This is a genomic window from Chitinophaga sp. Hz27 (genome assembly GCF_042263525.1).
In the GTDB taxonomy this organism is placed as follows: Bacteria; Bacteroidota; Bacteroidia; order Chitinophagales; family Chitinophagaceae; genus Chitinophaga.
Genome location: NZ_JBHKFJ010000003.1, coordinates 166,608 through 182,226, shown reverse-complemented (window position 1 = coordinate 182,226; position 15,619 = coordinate 166,608). Strand labels below are relative to the sequence as shown.

The following is a 15,619-nucleotide window of genomic DNA, read 5'->3' as shown; positions in this document are numbered from 1 at the left end:
TCGAATTACGAATTAGGAATTACGGATTTGCAGTGATAGGCATCCCTGCAAATCTTCCGCAGATCCGTAATTCGTAATCGTAATTCGTTATTACATGAAACTGATCATAGTTCCTTCTCCTATCGGAAACCTTGCCGATATCACCTACCGAGCCATTAAAGCACTGGAAGATGCAGACCTGATACTGGCAGAAGATACCCGTACCTCCAGCGTCCTGCTCAGGCACTACAACATTAATAAGCCCATCACCCCATATCACCAGCATAACGAACATAAAATTGCCCAACACCTGGTAGAACAGCTGCAGGCCGGCAAATCCATGGCTTTACTCACAGACGCAGGTACACCTGGCGTTTCTGATCCTGGCTTCCTGTTGGTACGCGAATGCATCCGCCAAGGCGTCCCTGTGGAATGCCTCCCTGGTGCTACTGCCTTCGTGCCTGCCCTGGTAAACAGCGGTATTCCCATGAACCGTTTCGTCTTTGAAGGGTTCCTGCCCCTGAAAAAAGGCCGCCATACACTCTTTACACAGCTGGCAACAGAAGAAAGAGCCATCGTATTTTATGAGTCTCCCATGCGACTGGTTCGTACCCTGGAAGACCTGATACAGTACTTTGGCACGGATCGCCAATGCTGCGTAAGCCGCGAACTCACCAAAATGTTCGAAGAAAATAAAAGAGGAACCCTCCGCGAAGTTGCTGACTACTTCAAAGAAAAAGGCGTGAAAGGAGAAATCGTAGTAGTAGTGCAAGGCGCTGAATAATTTTATTTTCTATTGCTGACATAAGGTTGTCACATGCTGGTTGTTTTTTTGCATTAAATTCATCTCATGCCTGAAAATGATATCGCAAAACTACGGCTGCTGGCTCAGCAAATTACCCAACATCGTCTGAAATCACCACAGGCACTGGTGGCCCATATGGGCGCTATCCAGGCCCAGGACTATCATGCAGGCAGACATGCCGTAGGATTACGTGTGCCTGATGCTAACCTCCAAAGTGTGGAAAAAGCCATCAATAAGGCAGAAATCATTCGTACATGGGTGTTTCGCGGTACTTTACATATCGTAACGGCAACGGATATACGCTGGATGACAAACTTCGTTAAAGACCGTATCTTTCGTAAATTCAGAACGATAGAAAGGCCACTGGATATTGATGAAAGCAAGTATCACAGCACTATCTATCCTTTACTGCAAAAGGAATTGAAAGGTGGTAAACAACTGATGCGCACTGAAATTGCCGCCCTGCTCGAATCTCACAATATCCCCGAAGTCTATTCTCGCTACCTGTTATTGAGAGCCTCTCTGGAAGGTATTATCTGCCATGGCCCCATGAGAGGCAAGCAATATACGTTTACCCTCCTCGATGAGTGGGTGCCCACAAAAACGATCATCTCCCCGGAAGAAATTCCTGGCGAGCTGGCAAAAAAATATTTCCTTAGTCACGGGCCCGCTACTATAGCAGACTTCATGACCTGGGCAGGTATTACTCAAAAAGAAGCCCAGATAGGCCTGGAAGCAGCCAAACCTTTGCTAGATAGCCTGGTCATCAACAATACCCATTACTGGTATGATAAAAAACTGGATGCCAGTCGCCATAAAATCCCAGAAGCCTTATTACTACCAGCTTTTGATGAATATTATGTTGCCTATAAAGATCGAAGCCACGTACTGGAAGATGCGCATGTGCGTAAAGTATTGACAACCAACGGAATCTTTTTTCCAATAATGGTTCAGGAAGGCCAGATTACAGGTGTCTGGAAGAAAAATATCAGCAAAAAAGGTGTTGAGCTTATATTTCAGCCCTTTAAAACTATGAAGAAGCCCCAGCAGCAAGCTTTCTCTGTATCTGCCGAAGCATATGCGGCCTATTTACAGCAACCTCTGGACCGCATTACCATTATCTGACCGCTTATACAAACTTGTCTACTTCCCTTTGTCCTAAATGATTATTTTCGCGGTCTGAACAAAATCTAACAGCATGAAGCACCCGGTTCTCGGAGGTTGCATTGCCCTAGCATTGGTGGCAGGCAGCTGGTTACAATCTAATGCACAGTCGGACCGCTGGCAACAACGCGTGAAGTACAAAATGGACGTGAATGTAGACGCGCCAGCGAATAAATTTACTGGTAAACAACATCTCGAATATTATAATAACTCTCCGGATACGCTTAAAAAAGTATTCTATCACCTGTACTGGAATGCATTTCAGCCAGGATCGATGATGGACGTACGCTCCCGCGAACTCGGTAAAATCGTTATCGGTAAAACTAAAGATGGTAAAGATGTATATGACTGGGATAACCGTGTACGTGACCGCATCTCTAAATTGAAACCTGATGAAATCGGCTACCAGAAAGTGTTATCACTCAAACACAATGGAAAGCCTCAGTCATACAAGGTAGTGGAAACTATACTGGAAGTAGTGCTGGATGAGCCTATCGCTCCACATGCTACCACTACTTTCGATATGGAGTTTGAGGCACAGGTGCCTGTACAAATTCGCCGCAGTGGCCGTAATAACTCCGAAGGTGTCGACTTCTCCATGGCACAGTGGTATCCTAAAATGTGTGAATACGATTATGAAGGCTGGCATCCTACTCCTTATATCGCTCGTGAATTTTACGGCGTTTGGGGCGACTATGATGTAACCATCAACATGGATAAAAAATATGTAATCGCTGCTACCGGTTACCTGCAAAATCCTGAGCAAATCGGCCATGGATACGAAACAGCTGGTATGAAGGTGAAACGCCCGGATGGTAAAAATCTCAGCTGGCATTTCGTTGCACCTAACGTGCACGACTTCGTATGGGCTGCTGATCCTGATTACAAACATATCACACAGGAAGTAGATGGCTTTACCGCTCATTTCTTCTTCTTACCAAACGATACCACCAAAAACACCTGGCCTGCATTGGCAAAACGCATTCCTAACGCTTACGCCTATATTAAAGCTCACTACGGCGCTTATCCGTACAAGCAGTATTCCTTTATCCAGGGCGGCGATGGCGGTATGGAATACCCAATGGCTACCCTAATTATGGGTAATGGTACTGCTACAGGTCTTTACGGCGTAGCTATGCATGAATGGATGCACAGCTGGTACCAGGGCATGCTGGCTACCAACGAAAGCCTCTATCCTTGGATGGACGAAGGTTTTACCACCTTTGGAGAAGAGCATGTTATCTATGCTACCACTGATAGTTTAAAAGGTAAATGGCCAATGGAAGATACCTACAAAGGTTACTTCCGCCTTGCTGCCAGCCCGTTTGAAGAAAATGCAATGACGCATTCTGATCATTATAACACCAACTATGGTTATAGCAACAACGCCTACCGCAAAGGCGCTATCTTCCTGGAGCAGCTGGGTTATGTTATCGGTGATAAAGTGCGCGACAGCGGCCTTATCAGCTATTACAACGAATGGCGTTTCAAACATCCGAATGCAAATGACTTCGTTCGTGTGATGGAAAAACAAAGTGGTATTCAACTGGATTGGTACAAACAATACTTTATTCAATCCACTAAACATATCGATTACGGTATCGACAGCATTATTCCTAAAGGCAACAAAACCACTGTACGCCTGCGTCGTATCGGATTAATGCCAATGCCTATCGACTTTATGGTGATCGATAAAAGCGGAAATAAAACCATGTATTATATCCCGTTGACACTGATGTTTGGTGAAAAACCAAATGAAGATCCTTCTGTGAAACGTGTGGTGAAAGATGGCTGGTACTGGACAAATCCAACTTATGACCTGGAAATCGATGTGCCTTTCACTAATCTGAAATCTATTGAAATCGATCCTAGTCAGCGTATGGCTGATGTAGACAGATCAAATAATAGAGCAGTAGCAGAATAATCGTTGCTGTACTAAAGGCTGGCTAAAAGTTCGGGTAATCATTACCTGAATTTTTAGCCAGTTTTTTTATGGAAACATCTCGGCAGCTTTTTTAATACCAGCAGCAATCATACGGCGCATATCGTCGGGTACATAATCAAGCCCACCGGGGCCTCCATCCAGCATTTGATCAGGCTTTATCAGGTGAATATTTACTTGTTGAATGTTAGTAAATGGATTATGTGGTGTGTCAAAAAACGCATCAATATCTGCTGTTGTAAGCCCAGCTTTTATCATATTTGATTTTACGTTATGGAGATATTCCAGTGCTTGATTATGGAATATAGGAAGATGTGCCTGCATGGTATCAATCGATAGCCAATCAGCAGTTTGTTCCAGGATATCGAGTACGTTCCGGTATTCGATATCGCTGGTAGTTATTTCGTTGGGAAGATGAGATATGACATAGATGTCTGTGGCGCCGTGATCAATAGTCAGCTGCAGTGGCGTATGATTAAGAATCCTGACATCTGCATACTGGCAGTTGCCTATTTGAATGGGAGGCATAAAGATGGGCAGACAATAAGCTGCCATGGCGGCAGCACGGAATATTTGCGGGTTACCAATATGGTAAAGGTCGTATTCCTTTCCTGATGATTGTTTACTATTGGTAAAATAGGTAATCCTGGCTGTTTGCAGGTTATTACAACCAATAAATAGTGATTTGCCAGAGGAAATCAATTTGCTGAAGCGGCTATCCGTTAGGATACTGCCGATTTTCAGCTGTAGGGGAGTAGCATTATAAAGCGAATTATTATTCACAAATCTCTCCAGGATATTACCGGTGGCAATGATATCCTGGGTTTTGTTGCCAGTAAACATTTTTTCCAGTAAGTCAATTTCCCCGAGAGCAGCCAGCGATGCGATGAGCGCGCCGGAGCTGGTGCCACAGAAAATGTCGAACTGTAGTTCGGGATGGCTATGGAAAAGTTGTTTTAGTACGCCTACGGCGAATGCGCCTTTGCTGCCGCCGCCATTAATCACCAAAGCTTTTTTGGTCATGATGCTGCTATTTTCCCCCAATAACAATACGCACAGGATAGCAATATGGAGGGGGCATTCGTTTATGGGTGTCAGATACCGTATTGCCTGGGTGACAACATACGCTTATGGATATACGGAATTCTGGAAAAAGCAGATGATGACAAAATAAAAGACTAGAAAATCAGTTGCTGTAACTGGTTTTCCCAATTCTGACTATGTAATTCCTGGTGTTGTAATTTTTCGAGGTGATGCTGGTTATGGTAAGCTGTGAAATACAGCATTTCCCGGATTGTTAGTTTGCCTAATATCGGATGGGGAAGGCGGTATTTATCCAAATCATTCTCTGACCAATCTTTCAACTTATCTTCCAGCTTCACTTTCTGATGGAGGAAGCTCTGGATAAGGGCTGGCCGTTGTCCATTATAGATAACGCCTGGCTGGTAAGGAATAGTGGTAGTAGCACCATCAGCTAACCTTTGCTGATAGTGGTTAACAAGCATGTCGTAAGAACGGGATGGCTGTTGGGCTACACCGAAATAACGGAGCGCAAATCTGGGAAATCCCAGGGCATTACAAACAGGCCTCACGGACTTTGTGAGGTGGTCCAGTTGTTGGCCTGCTGACCATTTACCATACGGTGATGCTGTAAAACGATGATCTGGCAGCGTGCTAACATAATCGACGAAACCGTCGAAGCTTTTGTTAAGGAGAGACTGAATCTCATGCTGGTTCAGGTACATAGGAAATTCGTTTTAAAGGGTGCGAAAAAATACACAAAACCTGGCGCCTTTAGAGAATATACCCGGGCCTTTGCAATCTCTCTGAAGTTACACCAGTTTTTTTAACCAACCAACATATTTAAAATATAAATATGTAATGTTTTTTGAGGGAAAATTATGTTTTGAGGAGAATGGATGTAAAATTTCTTACTTATTTAGAATAAAAGTAATTGCTGGGTAGATTTCCGATTATATTCCTGAACTTTTTTTACAATACAATATTAGTTATTAATCAGGAAAGCCCTTTCTTTTACGAATTAGAAATCGCTTAGAAAGGGCTTAAAAAACGTTAACAATGTTAATGGTTAAGGCTGCTGTGCGGGTGGTTCCTCTGCAGGTTTTTCATCATCCCAGAAGCGGCTGAAGCGCTCAAATCTTTCGGAGCCACGACAACGGTCACGTAGCTTTTCTTTAAGCTGGGCCTGTTCTTCAGGACTCATATGTTCCCATTTACTACGGATCTTTTCTCTCCAGTCTTTCTGCGAGTGTCCTCCGCCAAAACCTTTACCGTTATTATGCCAGCCAAAGAGCAGCTTGCCGAGCAGCAATAAGCCAAATGCCTGCCAGAAGTTAATATGCGGACCGTGAAACAGCTCAGGAATCAACCAGTTCCAAAGTGTCATGGTAAGGAACACCACTACTGTTACAAAGGCCAGTCCACAGAGAATCATCAGTGCGATTTTCCCTTTAGATTTATTTCTGAAACTTCCCATATCTTCCAATAAATTTTATTAATTGTCTAAAATTTCCCGATACAGTTCTCTCAATCTCTCTCGTAAAAAGAGCACAGCATAGCGTTTCCGGGAAAGCAGCGTGTTCACGCTGACGCCTGTTTCCGCACTCATCTCTTTAAAGGATTTACCTAATATTTCATGGCCGATAAATACTTCTTTCTGATCCCGCGGTAGATCATCGATAGCGGCAGAAATGGCTTCAGACATAATCTTCTTCATCATGGGCGTATCAGCCTCCATAGAGGTGTCGGCCAGCAATTCCGGTAAAAAGAGCACTTCTTCTCCTTCTATCTCCTTCGTGTATTCAGCAAAAGGCGTTTCTTTCTTCTTCCTGAACCAGTCTGTAATTCTATTTCGGGCAACGGAAAACAGCCACCCGGTAATGGAATCTACCTGGCTACCCAGGCGTAAATATTCTGTAAACTGGTAAAGTACGTCTTGTAAAATATCCTCTGCATCAGACACATTGCTTACACGCTGACGGATAAAGTGGAGCAAGCGCTTGCTCTCCTGCTTCACCGCAGCCTGTATACGCTCGTTTTGCTCTTGGGCCATAACTGTGTTTGATAGGAGCAACTGTTTCATCTTACTATTGAAGACGAACCAGTATTACGGATATTTTATTACTACTGAAAAATAGGTCCTCCCCTCGTGATCAGCACTAGCTCTTTACCATCACAATGTATTTGTCCTTGAAACTTTCTTCGGGGAATACGTCATAAATGTCTATCAATCTGGGTCTTAATCCACTTTCGGAGATTTCCTGCGCGAGGTCACCACCCTTCAGGCATATCAGTCCTTTCTCGAACTGCTTGCCCGGAACAGTGGATTTCTTCATCAGGTTTCTGCTCCATCTCCATAAATCACCCAGTGGGGCTACTGCACGGGAAACAACAATATCAAATTTGCGGTTCTTGATTTCTTCTACCCTGGAATGAGCGGTGGTCACATTTTTTAGGCCCAGCTCTTCGGCTACGCCTTCAACCACCTTAATTTTTTTACCGATGGAGTCTACAAGATGAAATTGTACTTCAGGAAAGAATATAGCCAGCGGTATGCCAGGAAACCCGCCTCCGGTGCCAAGATCGATGATCTGGGTGCCAGGTGCAAAATCAGCCACGGCGGCAATGCTCAGTGAATGTAATACGTGTCGTTCGTATAAGGAATCAATGTCTTTCCTGGAAATGACATTGATCTTCTCATTCCATTCGGTATACAATCCTTTAAGCGCTTCAAACTGCTCCATTTGTTTGGGCGTGAAGTCGCTGAAATACTTTAAAATAATCTCCATGCTGCAAAAATAAACTTATTCGGCAATGAATAAGCTACCAGCGGTTTTTCGATTTTACCAACAGGGCAGGTGTGAAGATGATGTAATAGAATAACATGAAGATATCCAGGAACAGGCTGAATTTAAAGAGGTCTCTCTCATCCAGTTTGCGCATCGCTGCAAATTGGATAACAGATTGTACCAGGATTTTAAACCCAAATATACCCAGTGTATACCACAGCATTGGTGGCGGGAAGAATAAGGCCAGTATAAAGGCCGGATAGAAAAGGAAATGAGTCAGAGAAAAAAGTCCCAGCACAAACTTATGTCCAAAACGATAATGTTTGCCGGTGGTCATGTGTCTGGTCTTCTGACGGAACCAGCTACTCCAGCTGTTTTTAGCTTCTGAATAGGTAAATGCTTTTTTGTCAATTACTACGCCTACATTTTTCCTGTTGGCGGCAGTATTTACAAACAGGTCATCATCGCCGCCTGCGAGGTGCTGGTGGCTGGTAAAACCTTTATGACGGTAGAAAAGTTCTTTTTTATAAGCCAGATTACGGCCTACACCCATATAAGGCATGCCGCTCATCGCAAACCCAAGGTGCTGTAGGGCACTAAAGAAGGTTTCGTAGCGAATCACTTTATTTAAGAATCCTGGTTTTTTATTATAGGCGCCATATCCCAACACGATCTCTTTATCCGCTGTAAAGCCCTGGCTCATCAGCGATAGCCAATAGGTGCTTCCTGGTTTACAGTCGGCATCAGTGAGCAGGATATTCTCAAATGCTGCGCCACGAAGGCCCATAGATAAAGGAAATTTCTTGCCAGGGATGAACTTCGCTGGCTGCTTGATCTCTATGGTTCTGTAATGTGGATAACCTGGTTCGATAGATTGCAGATAATAGCGGCTGTCATCTTCAGAGTTATCATTTACCACAATTACCTCATATTCAGGCTTCAGGTGATCATGATAACGTTGTTGCAATACGCCTGGAAGGTTCCGCTGGAGGTTCAATTCTTCGTCTTTTGCGCAGATAATTACAGAAAACTGCCCCGCTGGCGGCTGGTCAGTATCGAATTTACGACGATAGAATGCCACCCTCGAAAAGATGAACAGGTAATAGCATATCTGAATTCCCGCTACTGTAGCGAAGAAGTATAAGGCAATTTCACCGAGGTTGTCAAGCATAATAGCAGCAAAAATATATTTTTTTTAATATCTGTAAAAAGATAATAGATTAAGTTATCCCCAACTATTATGATTTCCTTAATTCGCAATTCGAATTTCAAATCGGTATCTTTGCACGCTGAAATGAAATCTCGTGAATTTTGAACTGATTACTACAGATACTGGCAGTAAGGCCAGAGCGGGCAAAATTACTACTGCCCACGGAGAAATAGAAACGCCTATTTTTATGCCGGTAGGTACCGTAGGTAGCGTAAAAGCTGTTACACAAGAACAGCTCCGCGATGCCGTACAAGCCCAGATCATCCTGGGTAATACTTATCACCTTTATCTGCGCCCCGGATTGGAAGTACTTTCCAAAGCCGGTGGACTTCATAAATTCAATGGTTGGGACAGACCCATCCTGACAGACAGTGGTGGTTACCAGGTATTTTCCCTGGCCGCTAACCGTAAAATAAAAGAAGAAGGTGTTGTTTTTCAGTCACATATAGATGGCTCCCGTCACTTATTCACACCTGAAAATGTAATGGATATCCAGCGTACCATCGGTGCGGATATTATTATGGCCTTCGACGAATGTCCGCCATATCCGTCCGAATACCGCTATGCACGCAAGTCCATGGACCTCACCCATCGCTGGCTGGACCGCTGTATCCAGCGCCTCGCTGATACTATACCTGCTTACGGTCACGAACAAACGTTGTTCCCGATTGTACAGGGAAGTACTTATAAAGATCTTCGTAAAGCTTCTGCAGAATATATTGCTTCCCGCGGTGCTGCCGGTAATGCTATCGGTGGACTCAGCGTAGGTGAGCCGGAAGAAGATATGTACGAAATGTGCGAGCTGGTATGTGATATCCTGCCAGTAGAAAAACCAAGATATCTGATGGGCGTAGGTACACCATGGAATATCCTGGAAAATATTTCACTGGGTGTGGATATGTTCGACTGTGTAATGCCTACCCGTAATGGTCGTAACGGTATGTTATTTACCTGGAATGGCGTTATTAATATTAAGAACAAGAAATGGGCAGATGACTTCAGTCCTATTGACGCCAATAGCGAATGCTTTGCTACCAGAGATTATTCCAGAGCGTATATCCGTCACCTTTTTGTGGCTGGTGAAATTTTAGGCATGACGCTGGCTAGTATACATAACCTGGCATTTTACCTGGAACTGGTGAAGGAAGCCCGCAAACAAATCCTTGCAGGCACTTTCAGCACCTGGAAACCTAAAATGATCAGTCAGTTGAAAACTCGTTTATAATACCAGCAAATCAACAAATAATCCAATAAACTAATATCTTTGGGTTCATGCCGAAATTCCTGACTAAAATAGACTGGTATATATTACGCAAGCTGATAGGTACCTTTATTTATTCACTGGCGATCTTCCTACTGATCTCCGTGGTGATCGACATTACGGAAAAGGTGGATGATTTCATGAAGAATCACCTGTCGCTGCGGGAAATTGTTGTTGATTATTACTTCGGTTTTATTCCGCATATCCTGGCTTTGTTGTTTCCGTTGTTCATCTTCCTGTCGGTAATATTTTTTACCTCTAAGATGGCCTATCGTTCGGAGATCATTGCCATATTGAGCGCTGGCGTGAGTTTCCGCAGGTTCCTGCGCCCTTACTGGGTAGGAGCATTTCTTTTTGGTGGTATACTCTGGCTGGCTAACTTCTGGGTAGTACCTAATGCCAATCGTATCCGAACATCTTTCGAAAATAAATACCTGCATAGTAGGGACAACCAGAACTCTCAGTTCGATCGAAGTACCCGTATAGATAGCTTTACCTATGTTACTTTCGGTACTTATGACCCGAATTATTATAATGGTTCCACTTTCATCTTACAGAAAATTCATGGTCAGGTAATTAACTACCGACTGCGTGCAGACAGGGTAAGCTATGATTCTACTGCTAAAAAGTGGAGACTGGATTATGTTACGATTCGTACCATGGATGGATTGCACGAAACCTGGAGAAGTTTACAGGATACCATGATACAGATTCCGTTGGTGCCGAAAGACCTGATAGAAGAGAAAAACATGCAGGAAGCTATGACTACACCAGATTTGCGCCGTTATATTAAACGGGAAGCGATTCGTGGTGCAGAGGGTTTGAATACGTATTGGGTGGAATACTATCGTCGTACAGCTGCAGCCGCTGCCGTGGTGGTGCTGACGCTGATCGGTGGTATTATTGCAGCCAAAAAGGTACGTGGAGGTAGTGGATTACACCTGGCGCTGGGTATTGTGATCAGTGCGAGCTATATTATTGCTTTGCAGTTTGCAACAGTATTTTCTGTAAAAGCAGACCTGGACCCGCTTGTAGCGGTGTGGATACCAAATGTTATCTTCGGTGGGTTAGCGTTTTATCTTTATCGCAGAGCGCCTAAGTGATTTCATAAATTATTACGTCGTATTTTTCTTTTGCAGGTGGGTCTCTACGAAATAGAGGCCCATCTTGTTTTTGGGGGTTATCCAGTAGTGTTTTTTTTAGGGAGATGTTGACAATATGGTCTTCCTTTATTTGCTATCTTGATGATGATCTTCCTACCATCTCGCCCACCAGGGCGGAACTACAACAAATGGCTGATATAGCCAATGACCAGCATCAGTACTGGATAATTGCAGGTGAAATCTCTCCTCAAAAATCTTTATATAATAAAACGCAATAATTGCGGTTATTTATCTGGATAATGAAGATGATCGTCAACGAAGATGCGACATGCGTTTGATATGTTTTGCACAAGATAAATAAGGTGTTAAAAACGCAAAAAATCACTGCTATTCTTTCAATATTTTCAATTCATTCTGAAAAAATTTACAATTCTTTAAAATTAGACGTAAGTGTTTTATTTCACTGATATAATACTTTGAATTATAATTATTTGTATGTAATTTTTGGGAGCGAAGGAATGGCCGGTTTGCGCATTTTTTTGTTGTTAATTTGCCATTAAAAAAGGCAAAAGGGTACTAACTTCGTTAACAAATCATTACTTTTGACAATTGATCGATTTTGTCTCATTATATAAACAATAGCAGTAAAATGGGGAACATAAAAGAAAAGTTTAAGATTAAAGCGGATGAACTGAACGCTGAAGTAAAAGACCTGTTGAAGAACCATGGCAACACAAAAGTGGGCGATGTTACAGTGGCGCAGGTTTACCAGGGTATGCGTGGTATTACCGGCCTGGTTACTGAAACTTCACTGCTCGACGCAAATGAGGGTATTCGTTTCCGCGGATATTCCATCCCTGAATTAAGAGAGAAATTACCAAAAGTGAAAGGTGGCCAGGAGCCATTGCCAGAAGGTTTATTTTACCTGATGTTGATAGGTGAACTGCCTACTGAAGCGGATGTACAGGATTTGTCAGCCATTTGGGGCCGTCGTTCACATGTGCCAAACCACGTGTTTGATGCTATCGAATCTTTACCTATTTCTGCGCACCCAATGACCATGTTTACCGTTGGTATCATGGCACTGCAAACTGAATCTTCTTTTGCAAAAGCATACGGAGAAGGTATCAATAAAAAAGATTACTGGGATTATACATTTGAAGATACGCTGAACCTGATAGCTCGTTTACCACGTATCGCTGCATATATCTACCGTCGCAAATACAAGGGTGGCGACCATATTCAGCCTAATGGTATGCTGGATTGGGCTGGTAACTTCGCACATATGCTGGGTTATTCAGACGAAGGTTTCCGTGAGCTGATGCGCTTGTACATGGTGATCCACGCAGACCACGAAGGTGGTAACGTGAGTGCACATACTACTCACCTCGTAGGTTCCGCACTGAGCGATGCTTATCTGTCTTTCGCAGCAGGTATGAACGGTCTGGCAGGTCCATTACACGGTCTGGCTAATCAGGAAGTAATCAAATGGATCCTGAACATGCGCGAAGAACTGGGTGGTGGTATGCCTACCAAAGAAGAAATCGCAGCTTATGTTCGCAAAACATTGGCAGATGGTAAAGTTGTACCAGGTTATGGCCACGCCGTACTGCGTAAAACTGACCCTCGCTTCACTGCGCAGATGGAGTTTGCAAAAACTCACCTGCCTAACGACGAACTCGTAAGAATCGTTTGGATGGTGTATGAAACTGTACCTCCAATTTTGCAGGACCTGGGTAAAGTGAAAAACCCTTGGCCTAACGTAGATGCGCATTCTGGTGCATTGCTGGTTCACTACGGCATGGTGGAATATGAATTCTACACTGTACTGTTTGGTGTTTCCCGCGCACTGGGCGTGCTGGCGTCTCTCTGCTGGGATCGCGCACTGGGTCTGTCTATCGAAAGACCTAAATCCGTAACTACAGAGTGGATGAAACTTTTCGTAGATGGTAAAGTGGATGCATCTGCCGAATAAGTAAGTGTAATAATTGTTTTTTATAGAAAGAGGGCAGGTGGTATTTTTACCACTTGCCTTTTTTATTTTTGCGTTATAAAAAAAGGAGTAAGCTATTTCCACTATTACGACCATATTATCCAATCCGATAGAATACCTGAAGGGCGTGGGCCCTCAACGGGGTGAATTACTGCGCAAGGAAATCAACATACATACCTTTAAAGATCTGTTGGAATATTTTCCTTTCAGGTATGTAGATAAGACACGCATCGATAGAATCAGTGATATCAGCGGATATGAAGATTTTGTGCAGATAAGAGGACGTATTATCAGGATGGAAGTAATGGGTGAAAACAGGGGTAAGCGACTTGTCGCCACCTTCAAAGATGAAACAGGCGTCATCGAACTGGTATGGTTCCAGGGATGGCAGTGGATGCAGAAATCATTGAGAGAAAATGTTGCTTACCTGGTATACGGTCGTGTATCCGCTTTTAATGGCGCTGTTCAGATCGCGCATCCGGAAATGGATTTGCTTACAGAGGAAATAGCCACTGGCAAACAGTTCCTGGAGCCTGTCTATTATACGACGGAAAAATTAAAAGCAAGAGGTCTAACGGCAAAGGCTATAGGAAAATTAACGAAGAACTTGCTGGAGCAATTATCTCCACAGGAAATCAGGGAAAATATTCCATTGGAAATTCTGAATCAGTATCGCCTGATGCCCCGATCGCTGGCCTATTTCAAGATACATATGCCAGGAGGTGAAGAGGAGGCAAAACAAGCCCAGCGCCGCCTCAAATTCGAAGAATTATTTATCGCGCAGATACGCATCTGCCGATTAAAAATAAAAAGACAGAAACTTTCCCATGGATATGTTTTTGGCGCTGTAGGAGAACATTTCAATGACTTCTACAATAATCATCTGCCTTTCTCCTTAACAGGCGCACAAAAAAGAGTATTGAAGGAAATCCGCCAGGACACCATGCATGGCAGACAAATGAACCGCCTCCTCCAAGGAGATGTAGGAAGCGGAAAAACAATGGTAGCCTTACTTACAGCACTATTAGCCATAGATAACGGCTTCCAGGCCTGTTTGATGGCACCTACGGAAATCCTTTCCCAGCAACACTTCAAAGGACTTTCTGAACTGCTGGAAAATATGCCGGTAAAAGTTGCCCTGCTAACAGGCAGCATCAAAGGAAAAGCCAGGAAACAAATTCTGGCCGATGTGAAAGAAGGTAATATCCACCTACTGGTAGGTACACATGCCTTACTGGAAAAAGAAGTCGATTTTAAAAATCTGGGAATGGCCATCATCGATGAACAGCATAGATTCGGGGTGGCTCAACGCGCACGGCTGTGGGAAAAAAACACTATCCCGCCACATGTGCTGGTAATGACGGCAACGCCTATTCCAAGGACGCTGGCCATGACCATCTATGGCGACCTTGACGTATCCGTGATCGATGAAATGCCGCCAGGCCGCAAACCCATTACCACCGTACACAAAACAGAGTTCCAGCGCCCGCAGGTGATGGACTTTATCAAAGAAGAAGTAAAGAAAGGAAGACAAGCCTATATCGTGTATCCGTTGATTGAAGACTCGGAAAAAATGGATTACGAAAACCTTATGAAAGGTTACGAAGAAGTGAAGGCGTTTTTCCCTGAACCGCAGTATTATATCAGTATGGTGCATGGCCGTCAGCCGGCAGAGATGCGCGAAACTAATATGCAACGTTTTGTTTCCGGAGATACCAACATTATGGTTGCTACAACTGTTATTGAAGTTGGCGTAAACGTTCCCAATGCATCTGTGATGGTGATAGAAAGTACCGAACGATTTGGACTCTCTCAGTTGCACCAGCTGCGAGGCCGTGTTGGACGCGGCGCTGAGCAATCTTTCTGCGTACTCATGACAGGCAATAAGGTAAGTAAAGACTCCAAAGAACGTATTAACGTGATGGTACAAACGAATAATGGATTCATTATTTCAGAAAAAGATATGGAACTTCGTGGCCCCGGAGATATTGAAGGAACCCGACAATCAGGAATACTTGATTTTAAATTGGCAGATATCCTTGCTGATAAACCCATTTTAGACGCTGCCCGCAATAGTGCTGAAAAACTCCTGCAGCAAGACATGGATCTGCAGTTGCCTGAGAACCAGGGTTTGAGAGAATTTCTGGCCTCACAACGAAGTAAAACGGTCTGGAGTAAAATTTCCTGACCACTTTTAACGTTTATTATTTATCCGAGTCAAAGAATTCAGTATAGTCTTCACCGTATGACAGGAACAAACGTCTAAGTTGTTGTTTTTGAAACCGTAACAATTGTGCGAGCTTGTGCGTTTAATTATAGTATATTAGTTTTTTCAGATAATAAAAAAATCTTA

At 43.6% G+C, this 15,619-nt stretch carries 14 protein-coding genes; 8 read left to right on the top strand and 6 right to left on the bottom strand.

All coding sequences use genetic code 11. The annotated features are described in order from the left end of the window. Positions 1 to 94 precede the first annotated feature (94 nt). The 3 genes from rsmI (at position 95) to ACE38W_RS07580 (ending at position 3,872) form a co-directional block, all read left to right on the top strand. Positions 95 to 763 carry a 16S rRNA (cytidine(1402)-2'-O)-methyltransferase gene (gene rsmI / locus ACE38W_RS07590; RefSeq protein ID WP_375829808.1) on the top strand — a complete coding sequence of 223 codons (669 nt, stop codon included), beginning with the start codon at positions 95 to 97 and terminating at the stop codon, positions 761 to 763. 66 nt (positions 764 to 829) lie between these two features. Next, entirely contained in the window at positions 830 to 1,909 is a 1,080-nt protein-coding gene (locus ACE38W_RS07585; protein WP_375829807.1) for a winged helix DNA-binding domain-containing protein, read from the top strand. A 73-nt stretch (positions 1,910 to 1,982) separates the two neighbouring features. After that, the gene (locus tag ACE38W_RS07580; protein WP_375829806.1) at positions 1,983 to 3,872 is read left to right on the top strand and encodes a M1 family metallopeptidase; all 1,890 of its coding nucleotides are present in this window, start codon (positions 1,983 to 1,985) and stop codon (positions 3,870 to 3,872) included. A 66-nt stretch (positions 3,873 to 3,938) separates the two neighbouring features. On the opposite strand, the gene ACE38W_RS07575 is transcribed toward ACE38W_RS07580, so the two are convergent. The 6 genes from ACE38W_RS07575 to ACE38W_RS07550 all read right to left on the bottom strand — a co-directional run bounded on the left by ACE38W_RS07575 (position 3,939) and on the right by ACE38W_RS07550 (position 8,870). Next, positions 3,939 to 4,913 (bottom strand): patatin-like phospholipase family protein, encoded by a 975-nt coding sequence (locus ACE38W_RS07575; RefSeq protein WP_375829804.1) that lies wholly within the window; start codon positions 4,911 to 4,913, stop codon positions 3,939 to 3,941. Between the two features lie 155 nt (positions 4,914 to 5,068). Then, a complete protein-coding gene (locus ACE38W_RS07570) occupies positions 5,069 to 5,635 on the bottom strand; it encodes a DinB family protein (protein ID WP_375829803.1) in 567 nt (188 codons plus the stop codon). Positions 5,636 to 5,979: 344 nt separating this feature from the next. Next, positions 5,980 to 6,387, bottom strand: a complete 408-nt coding sequence (locus ACE38W_RS07565; protein WP_375829802.1) for a hypothetical protein — start codon at positions 6,385 to 6,387, stop codon at positions 5,980 to 5,982. An 18-nt stretch (positions 6,388 to 6,405) separates the two neighbouring features. Then, positions 6,406 to 6,963: an RNA polymerase sigma factor gene (locus ACE38W_RS07560; protein WP_375829801.1), complete on the bottom strand. Its 558-nt coding sequence runs from the start codon at positions 6,961 to 6,963 to the stop codon at positions 6,406 to 6,408. A gap of 106 nt (positions 6,964 to 7,069) precedes the next feature. Next, positions 7,070 to 7,699 carry a 16S rRNA (guanine(527)-N(7))-methyltransferase RsmG gene (gene rsmG / locus ACE38W_RS07555; protein ID WP_375829800.1) on the bottom strand — a complete coding sequence of 210 codons (630 nt, stop codon included), beginning with the start codon at positions 7,697 to 7,699 and terminating at the stop codon, positions 7,070 to 7,072. Between the two features lie 34 nt (positions 7,700 to 7,733). After that, positions 7,734 to 8,870 carry a glycosyltransferase gene (locus ACE38W_RS07550; RefSeq protein ID WP_375829798.1) on the bottom strand — a complete coding sequence of 379 codons (1,137 nt, stop codon included), beginning with the start codon at positions 8,868 to 8,870 and terminating at the stop codon, positions 7,734 to 7,736. Between the two features lie 133 nt (positions 8,871 to 9,003). On the opposite strand from ACE38W_RS07550, the gene tgt reads away from it, so the two are divergent. The 5 genes from tgt to recG all read left to right on the top strand — a co-directional run bounded on the left by tgt (position 9,004) and on the right by recG (position 15,454). Further along, the gene (gene tgt / locus ACE38W_RS07545) at positions 9,004 to 10,134 is read left to right on the top strand and encodes a tRNA guanosine(34) transglycosylase Tgt (protein ID WP_375829796.1); all 1,131 of its coding nucleotides are present in this window, start codon (positions 9,004 to 9,006) and stop codon (positions 10,132 to 10,134) included. 47 nt (positions 10,135 to 10,181) lie between these two features. Further along, a complete protein-coding gene (locus ACE38W_RS07540) occupies positions 10,182 to 11,273 on the top strand; it encodes an LptF/LptG family permease (RefSeq protein WP_375829794.1) in 1,092 nt (363 codons plus the stop codon). Positions 11,274 to 11,377: 104 nt separating this feature from the next. Continuing rightward, on the top strand, positions 11,378 to 11,551 hold the full coding sequence (locus tag ACE38W_RS07535; RefSeq protein ID WP_375829793.1) for a hypothetical protein: 174 nt from the start codon (positions 11,378 to 11,380) through the stop codon (positions 11,549 to 11,551). A 371-nt stretch (positions 11,552 to 11,922) separates the two neighbouring features. Next, positions 11,923 to 13,248: a citrate (Si)-synthase, eukaryotic gene (locus ACE38W_RS07530; protein ID WP_375829791.1), complete on the top strand. Its 1,326-nt coding sequence runs from the start codon at positions 11,923 to 11,925 to the stop codon at positions 13,246 to 13,248. Between the two features lie 94 nt (positions 13,249 to 13,342). Further along, positions 13,343 to 15,454, top strand: a complete 2,112-nt coding sequence (recG, locus tag ACE38W_RS07525; RefSeq protein ID WP_375830413.1) for an ATP-dependent DNA helicase RecG — start codon at positions 13,343 to 13,345, stop codon at positions 15,452 to 15,454. Positions 15,455 to 15,619: the final 165 nt, after the last annotated feature.

Bases quoted from the DNA above. Each gene is read 5' to 3' on its own strand.
- rsmI (WP_375829808.1), top strand. From the start codon at position 95: ATGAAACTGATCATAGTTCCTTCTCCTATCGGAAACCTTGCCGATATC.
- ACE38W_RS07585 (WP_375829807.1), top strand. From the start codon at position 830: ATGCCTGAAAATGATATCGCAAAACTACGGCTGCTGGCTCAGCAAATT.
- ACE38W_RS07580 (WP_375829806.1), top strand. From the start codon at position 1,983: ATGAAGCACCCGGTTCTCGGAGGTTGCATTGCCCTAGCATTGGTGGCA.
- ACE38W_RS07575 (WP_375829804.1), bottom strand. From the start codon at position 4,913: ATGACCAAAAAAGCTTTGGTGATTAATGGCGGCGGCAGCAAAGGCGCA.
- ACE38W_RS07570 (WP_375829803.1), bottom strand. From the start codon at position 5,635: ATGTACCTGAACCAGCATGAGATTCAGTCTCTCCTTAACAAAAGCTTC.
- ACE38W_RS07565 (WP_375829802.1), bottom strand. From the start codon at position 6,387: ATGGGAAGTTTCAGAAATAAATCTAAAGGGAAAATCGCACTGATGATT.
- ACE38W_RS07560 (WP_375829801.1), bottom strand. From the start codon at position 6,963: ATGGCCCAAGAGCAAAACGAGCGTATACAGGCTGCGGTGAAGCAGGAG.
- rsmG (WP_375829800.1), bottom strand. From the start codon at position 7,699: ATGGAGATTATTTTAAAGTATTTCAGCGACTTCACGCCCAAACAAATG.
- ACE38W_RS07550 (WP_375829798.1), bottom strand. From the start codon at position 8,870: ATGCTTGACAACCTCGGTGAAATTGCCTTATACTTCTTCGCTACAGTA.
- ACE38W_RS07540 (WP_375829794.1), top strand. From the start codon at position 10,182: ATGCCGAAATTCCTGACTAAAATAGACTGGTATATATTACGCAAGCTG.
- ACE38W_RS07535 (WP_375829793.1), top strand. From the start codon at position 11,378: ATGTTGACAATATGGTCTTCCTTTATTTGCTATCTTGATGATGATCTT.
- ACE38W_RS07530 (WP_375829791.1), top strand. From the start codon at position 11,923: ATGGGGAACATAAAAGAAAAGTTTAAGATTAAAGCGGATGAACTGAAC.